The sequence below is a fragment of the Streptomyces sp. rh34 genome (assembly GCF_002551245.1).
Taxonomy (GTDB): Bacteria; Actinomycetota; Actinomycetes; order Streptomycetales; family Streptomycetaceae; genus Streptomyces.
In genome coordinates this window covers 1-2977 of record NZ_NTGZ01000448.1, presented here as the reverse complement: position 1 = coordinate 2977, position 2977 = coordinate 1, and the positions used below count along the sequence as shown (strand labels likewise).

The 2977-nt window shown below is 72.0% G+C and carries 4 protein-coding genes and 1 pseudogene; 2 read left to right on the top strand and 3 right to left on the bottom strand.

Annotated elements, in window-relative coordinates:
- The 3 genes and pseudogenes from CR470_RS37020 to CR470_RS37010 all read right to left on the bottom strand — a co-directional run.
- Window positions 1–204, bottom strand: a pseudogene (locus tag CR470_RS37020) (hypothetical protein); the annotation flags it as partial.
- 124 nt (window positions 205–328) lie between these two features.
- Window positions 329–910 (bottom strand): TerD family protein, encoded by a 582-nt coding sequence (locus CR470_RS37015; RefSeq protein ID WP_097872093.1) that lies wholly within the window; start codon window positions 908–910, stop codon window positions 329–331.
- A gap of 69 nt (window positions 911–979) precedes the next feature.
- On the bottom strand, window positions 980–1555 hold the full coding sequence (locus CR470_RS37010; protein WP_097872091.1) for a TerD family protein: 576 nt from the start codon (window positions 1553–1555) through the stop codon (window positions 980–982).
- Window positions 1556–1811: 256 nt separating this feature from the next.
- Between CR470_RS37010 and CR470_RS37005 the strand changes: the two genes are divergently transcribed.
- Both CR470_RS37005 and CR470_RS37000 read left to right on the top strand, forming a co-directional pair.
- The gene (locus CR470_RS37005) at window positions 1812–2243 is read left to right on the top strand and encodes a BlaI/MecI/CopY family transcriptional regulator (protein WP_097872089.1); all 432 of its coding nucleotides are present in this window, start codon (window positions 1812–1814) and stop codon (window positions 2241–2243) included.
- A 2-nt stretch (window positions 2244–2245) separates the two neighbouring features.
- Window positions 2246–2977: M56 family metallopeptidase (locus tag CR470_RS37000; protein ID WP_097872086.1), on the top strand; the 732-nt coding region annotated here is incomplete at its 3' end.

Genomic DNA, 2977 nt, shown 5'->3' with positions numbered 1-2977 from the left:
GCGCAGGGCCGCGTACCGCCGGTACTCGGCGTCGGCGGCGGAAGCCGTGAGGGCCACGGCCGCCAGGCCCCGGACGCGCAGCCGGCCGCCGGGGACCCCCGAGCGGTCGAGCAGGCGCTGGATCTCGGGGGAGGCGATCACCTCGTCGAGTGCGCGTCCGTAGTCGGATCTGTCCTCGTCCCCGAGCCGGGAAGGTCTGCCCATGCTGTCCCTCGGTCGACACAGATGTGACGACACCTGTGTGGTGGGTGTTCCGCCCGCCGGACCGCGGGGGTGCGCACCCCCGCGGCTGTCCGGTGAGGCGTTCGAGACGTGTCGGAGGCACTTTCTAGAGGTGCTGCGCGACCGCGGGCATCAGGTCCTGGAAGGTCCGACCGTCCGCCGCCGCGCCGATCGCGGTCATCTGCCAGCCCGAGCCGGACCGCTGGACCTTGGCCATGATCTGGGCGGTGTTCCGCCCGCCGCCGGTCAGGGTGTACCGGGCCAGCTCCTGGCCGTTGCTCTCGTCGACCAGACGGCAGAAGGCCGCCTCGACCTCCTCGAAGGTCTGGCCGGTGAACGAGTTCACCGTGAAGACGATCTGGTCCACATGGACCGGCACGCGCCGCAGGTCGACGACGATGGACTCGTCGTCACCGCCCTGACCCGCCCCGCCGACCCGGTTGTCCCCGGTGTGCTGGACCGAACCGTCGTCACTGGTCAGGTGCTGGAAGAAGACCACGTCCTGCGGGGTCCGGCCCGCGAAGAGCACCGCCGAGGCGTCCAGGTCGATCTCGCGGGCGGTCAGCCGCGCCAGGAATCCCTTACGGGGAGCGGACTTCCAGCCCAGTCCCATCCGTACGACGCCGAGCTCGCCGCCGCCGGACTTGGTGAGGCTGACCTGCTGGCCCTTGGTGAGGTTGATCGTCATCGTTCCGCCTTCGGTGACTGGGTGCCTGGGGTGACTTCGGTGGGGCGTGCGCTGCCGGGGCCCGGCGGCTCAGAGGCTGACGCCGAAGTCGGCGACGATGCCGCTCAGGCCGGATGCGTAACCCTGCCCGACCGCACGGAACTTCCACTCGGCGCCGTGCCGGTACAGCTCGCCGAAGACCATCGCCGTCTCGGTGGACGCGTCCTCGCTCAGGTCGTAACGTGCGATCTCCGCGCCGCCCGCCTGGTTCACCACCCGGATGTACGCGTTGCGCACCTGGCCGAAGCTCTGACCCCGGCTCTCCGCGTCGTGGATCGAGACCGGGAACACGATCTTCGCGACGGTCGCGGGCACCGAGGCGAGGTCGACCTTGACGATCTCGTCGTCGCCCTCGCCCTCGCCGGTGAGGTTGTCGCCGGTGTGCTCGACCGACCCGTCGGGGCTCCTGAGGTTGTTGTAGAAGACGAAGTGCTCGTTGGACAGCACCTTGCCCGCCTCGTCGCAGAGCAGCGCGCTCGCGTCCAGGTCGTAGTCGGTGCCTGTGGTCGTGCGGACGTCCCAGCCGAGACCGACGAGGATCGCGGTCAGGCCCGGGGCCTCCTTGCTCAGCGAGACATTTCCGCCCTTGGCGAGGCTCACGCCCATGATGTTCTCCCTTGTGCGACGGGTTTTCACGTGGTGGCGGCCACGCCACGGGTGACGGCGCGGGCACGCTGCGACTACAAGAAAAATCTACAGCACTGTAGATTTTCTGGGCCAGGAGGCGTTCGGCCCGGCCCCGGCCGGTCGCCGGTCCCTCCGCCGACTGGATACGATTTCCCGACACCCGGCAGGCGGGACGCCACGGCCGGGCGGCCGAACGGACAGAGCCGGGCGGACGGATGGAGAGAGGGGTCGGGCCGTGGACGCCGAAGGAGCCGGTGGCGAGCGGGAATCGCCTGTCCGCAGGCGTGGACAGGGCGAGCTGGAGGCCCAGGTGCTGTCGGTGCTGGGCGGGGCGAGTGAGCCGGTGACCGCCGCCTGGGTGCTGGAACGGCTCGGCGCGGGCCTGTCGTACAGCACCGTCATCACGATCCTGACGCGTCTGCACGCCAAGCAGGCGGTCACGCGCACCGGGCGGGGGCGCCCCGTCCTGTGGGAGCCCGTGGCGAACGAGGCGGGGCTCGCCGCCCTGCGGATGCGCCGGCTCCTCGACAAGCAGAGCGACCGCGACGCGGTGCTCTCCAGCTTCGTCTCCGTCCTCTCCTCGCACGACGAGGACCTGCTGCGTGCCCTGCTCGCCGAGAGCGGTCCCGGCGGCCCCGGCACGCCCTCGGACCGGCCGGAGCGCTGACGATGGGCGTCTTCGTCTACCTGCCCCTCGTTCTGCCCCTGACCGCGTTGCCGATCGCGCGCCTGGCCGAACAGCACCTGCACCCCCTCAGGGCCGCCCGGCTGCTGACCACCGTCGCCGTGATCCTCGCCTCCTGCAGCCTGGTGTGCCTCGGACTGCTGGTGGTGGTGGGCACGGCCCAGCTGCCCGGCAATCCGCTGCCGGACGGCTGGTCCGACGCCGAGGTCCGCGAGGCCGTGCCGCACGACGCGTTCGCGGGCAAGGCGTCCATCCTCGCCATCGTCGTCGTGACGGCCGCCTGCGGATTCACCCTCCACCGCCACTACAGCTTCCGGGCGCGGGCCCACCGGGCGCTCGCGGGCCTGCCGGGCGGCGGCGACGTCGCCGTGCTGCCCGACGCCATCCCGTACGCCTACGCGCTCCCCGGCTCCCCGGGGCGAGTGATGGTCTCCACGGCGCTGCTCGCCTCCCTCGAACCGGCCGAGCACCGGGCGCTGTTCGCCCATGAACGGGCCCATCTGGCGGGACGCCACCACCGGTTGCTGCTCGCGACCCGGTTGGCCGCCTGTGTCAATCCGCTGCTGTGGCCGCTGCTCGGGGCCCTGGTCTACAGCACGGAGCGCTGGGCGGACGAGGAGGCGGCCCGGGTCACCGGCGACCGCCGGCTGACCGCACGCGCGGTGGGCAAGGCGGCGCTCGTCTCCCGCCCGGTGCCCGGCGGCGCGGCCTTCGCC

Bases quoted from the DNA above. Each gene is read 5' to 3' on its own strand.
- CR470_RS37015 (WP_097872093.1), bottom strand. From the start codon at position 910: ATGACGATCAACCTCACCAAGGGCCAGCAGGTCAGCCTCACCAAGTCC.
- CR470_RS37010 (WP_097872091.1), bottom strand. From the start codon at position 1,555: ATGGGCGTGAGCCTCGCCAAGGGCGGAAATGTCTCGCTGAGCAAGGAG.